Annotated in this window: 4 protein-coding genes; 2 read left to right on the top strand and 2 right to left on the bottom strand. The window is 68.0% G+C overall.

The features are described from left to right. Positions 1-54: 54 nt before the first annotated feature. Together ACLHRZ_RS36715 and nicT are read right to left on the bottom strand one after the other, a co-directional pair. Complete coding sequence (locus tag ACLHRZ_RS36715; RefSeq protein ID WP_490422926.1) at positions 55-372, bottom strand: hypothetical protein; 318 nt, start codon at positions 370-372, stop codon at positions 55-57. A gap of 274 nt (positions 373-646) precedes the next feature. After that, positions 647-1,720: a Nickel transporter NicT gene (gene nicT, locus ACLHRZ_RS36710; protein ID WP_490422925.1), complete on the bottom strand. Its 1,074-nt coding sequence runs from the start codon at positions 1,718-1,720 to the stop codon at positions 647-649. Between the two features lie 691 nt (positions 1,721-2,411). Here nicT and ACLHRZ_RS36705 point away from each other — a divergent pair. Together ACLHRZ_RS36705 and ACLHRZ_RS36700 are read left to right on the top strand one after the other, a co-directional pair. Continuing rightward, complete coding sequence (locus ACLHRZ_RS36705; protein WP_490422924.1) at positions 2,412-3,290, top strand: trypsin-like serine peptidase; 879 nt, start codon at positions 2,412-2,414, stop codon at positions 3,288-3,290. Positions 3,291-3,519: 229 nt separating this feature from the next. Continuing rightward, on the top strand, positions 3,520-3,758 hold a 239-nt coding region (locus ACLHRZ_RS36700; RefSeq protein ID WP_490422923.1), incomplete at its 3' end, for a hypothetical protein.

Genomic DNA, 3,758 nt, shown 5'->3' with positions numbered 1-3,758 from the left:
GAGGCCCACGAAAACCCCGAAAGTCGAGCGCCCATGGTGGCAGCTTCCTTAAAGTCATCGCACACACGGGCGCGGCCAAGCGGCCGGAGTGGCCGGAGTGGCCGGAGTGGCCGGCGGCAGCGGGATCTCATCCAGCCTCAGCCACCGCTCCCGGCCATCCCCGTCGGGCAGGCGGAACCGGACGTCCCCGGCCTCGTCCGCCTCGTACGGAGCATCCCCGACCGCCCGCAGCAGGGCCCGCAGCCTCGGGTAGGGAGCCTGCATCGCCCGCCCGCGCACACCCTCGGCGCGCAGGGCAACCAGGGCGAAGGAAGCGACGTTCACCCCGGTGCGCCGGTGACCGTCGGCGTGGGCCGCCAGCTGAGCCAGCACCCCGAGGGGACACCGCTCTGCTCTCGGACACCGGGGTGGTGCGTCCTGCCCGCAAGCACGCCCTCTCCCGAAGCTCGTACTCCGGATCTACGGTTGCCCGCATGCCCACCAGACCCCGGCGCCGCGCAGCGATTTTCGTCATCGACCATGACCGGATCGAGGACAGCTACGAGGAAGCATTCAGCCTGCCGGTCGCCGAGGTCCTGGAGAAAGCCGGGTTCACCACCGGCTGCTACATCGAGCAGGCCGACACCCGGGCGCAGGGGGCGGTCGGTCAGTCAGTGGCGCCTTCGGTGGGGTGGATGCTGGCGGTCCACTTCTCCTCGATGCGGGCGGCTTTCCACACGATCAGGGCGATGGCCCAGGTCGCCACGAACAGGGCGACGACGGCGAACCCGATCACGTTGAGGTCCAGGCCGCCGACCCAGTCCCAGAAGCCGCCGTGGAGGCCGAGTTTGCCGGCGAGGAGGGCGAGGAGTTCGACGGTGCCGATGAGGAGGGCGACGGCAACCGACAGGCCGGTGATGGTGAGGTTGTAGTAGACCTTGCGGACTGGTTTCGAAAACGCCCATCCGTAGGCGAAGTTCATGAACGTCCCGTCGATGGTGTCCAGCAGCGACATGCCTGCTGCGAACAAGACGGGCAGGGACAGGATGGCGTACCAGGGCAGGCCGGAGGCGGCGCCCGAGCCGGCCAGGATCAGCAGGGCAACCTCGGTGGCGGTGTCGAAGCCCAGGCCGAAGAACAGCCCTACCGGATACATCTGCCACGGCCTGGTGATCGACTTCATCACGCGTCCCAGCAGGCGGTTCATGAGACCGCGGTTGTTGAGCTGTTCCTCCAGTTCCGCCTCGTCGAAGTGCCCGGCGCGCATCGTGCGGAACACTTTCCAGATACCGGCCAGGATCACGATGTTGATCAGGGCGATCGCGTAGAGAAAGACCCCGGAGACCGTGGTGCCGATCCAGCCGGTGACGTCGTGCAGTGCGGATCCGTCGTCCTGGACCGGCCCGGCCAGAGACCTGATGCCGAGGGCAAGCAGGAAGGCCAGGACGAAGACGACCGTGGAGTGGCCGAGGGAGAACCAGAAGCCCACCGACAACGGCCGCTGCCCGGAACGCATCAGCTTGCGGGTGGTGTTGTCGATCGCCGCGATGTGATCAGCGTCGAAAGCGTGCCGCAGCCCCAGCGTGTAGGCGGTCAGCCCGATACCGACGCCGAAGGACTGCGCCCCGAGGCTGTAGTGCTCAGGCGCCACCAGCGCCACCACGGTGAGCCATCCGATGACGTGCAGCGCCAGGACGACTGCCGCCATCCCGCCCAGCCGCCGCCACTCGCGACGGCTCACCGCCCCCGCCATCCGACGCCAGCGCGAACGTATGCCACAGACAGCAGAAGAAGGACCGGAGGCCATCGCAGAGCCCCTTTCCCTTACGGCACGTAGGGGCACCACCATAGGCGCGAAAATCTTGCACCTGCAATCAATGTGCAGCAGTGTGCGAGAGCGCATGGCGGAAGCAGGCGCGTGGATGCGACCGCGCGCCGCAGACATGTGCGACTGCGCCCCTCCCCGTTGCCGGGGCATCGATAAGCGATCAAGCGTAATGGCGCATCGGCAGTACATGCCCGCAGCGAACGACACCCGCTGGCCGCGATCGTTTCAGCCGGTGTCAGCGATGAGGTCTGGCATCCGCTGGACCCGGGCAGCAGCCGTGTCCCTGCCACGCCAGGGAGCGTTGACCATATCGTCGGACCGTCCAACGGTTTTTCGTCACTCACCCGTTGCGGAATGGATCTCTCTCAAGGGGGGCTCAATGCGTGCGAGATGGCTGATAGGCGTGGCGCTCGTGCTGTGTGCGGATGCGCTCGGTGTCGGTTGGGGGCCGCTGTCCTCGGCTTCCGCCGGCCAGGAAGCAGGCGCGCCTGTCACGTCAGCAGTGCGGGAGAAAACGCAGCTGGCCTCAGGCCTGTTGGGCTCTCTGCCCCCGCCGGGACCCGGGCGGATGCGTGAGGAGGAGGCGTACTGGACCGCTCGGCGGATGACAGGCGCTCTCCCCCTGGGCCTGGCCGGCATTCTGCGTCTGGCCACGGTCCCGTCGGCTGCCGCCTTGCGGCCCGCCCGCACTCATGTGTCTCCGCGGATGGCCCAGCACTTCGAGGGGCTGCCCATGGTCGGGACCTTCTTCTTCGACGGCAGTCCGCTCGGCCGCGGGACCACGTACTGCACGGGCAGTGTGGTGCACAGCAGCGGCCGCAGCCTCGCGCTGACGGCCGGGCACTGCGGCATCGGCCTCTCCCGGGCCAGGCACGCCATCTTCGTGCCCGACTACCGTTTCGGCTCCTCCGCCGCCGCCCAGCCCTACGGAATCTACCCGGTGACCCGCCTCTTTGTGGACCCTCGCTACCGGGCCAACACCAAGCAGGCGGCATCGGATCTGGATCTCGCCTTCGTGCGGGTGGCCGCGAACGGCAAACACAGGACGGTCGAATCCGCTGTCGGAGCTCTGACGTTCACCCGGACCCCGGGCTACGACAACCGCGTCACAGTGATCGGATATCCCGGGTCCTCCACGGTCAACCGGGCCCACAAAGCGGTGCGTTGCGATGTCTCCACCAGCCGGCTGCCGGGCTTCCGGCAGATGCGGATGGTGTGCGGGGGCTTCTACGGGGGCGTTTCCGGAGGCCCGTGGATCACCGGCTACAACCCCGCCACGCAGACCGGGAAGGTCATCGGGAACGTAGGCGGCTACAACGGCGGCGGCAACGACGCCAACGATGACAGCGTCAGCTACTCACCTCTCTACGGCAAGGACGCCCAGGACCTGTACAACGACGCCAACACAGGCCGCACCGTCCACCGCCCGCACCCCTACAACCCAGCCAACGCCGGCAACGCCGGCAACGCCCGCACAGCATGAAGATCCGCCCGCGGCGCACCAGCGGCGCGGGCGAGAGCCGGAGAACATCCCACGGCTGCCCTTCCGGTGCACCAACACCGCCCTTGAGCCAGGTCACTTCCTGCCGCAGCCTTCGCAGACCTGCGCCGCTTCGGTGCGTGGGGCAGGCCGGGTGTGGTGTCCCCGCGGTCGTGTCCGCGACGTCTGCCAGGTGCCGCTCGTTGCCAGTGATGTGTCGGATGATTCGGGTATGGCGGTGCGACGTGCGTGGTCATTTTCCGCTGTGGCGGCTGGGCACCGGTGGGTTGCCGAGGCTGTTCACCAGCCCGCACCGCAGGCGTACACCACGGTCGTCGGCAGCGTGCTGGCCTGCGGCTTTGCCTGGGCCGTCGGTGCGGTGCCCGTGGCAGCTGCGACCGTTCGTGTCACCGGCGGTTGTTTTCACGCGCTGACGCTAAGGAACTCGACTTTCGGGGTTTTCGTGGGCCT

Source organism: Streptomyces sp. AM25 (genome assembly GCF_058146165.1).
This window is presented reverse-complemented; position numbering and strand designations above follow the sequence as displayed.

What these genes read in the sequence shown, in the direction of transcription:
- ACLHRZ_RS36705 (WP_490422924.1), top strand. Translation starts at nt 2,412, where the DNA reads ATGACAGGCGCTCTCCCCCTGGGCCTGGCCGGCATTCTGCGTCTGGCC.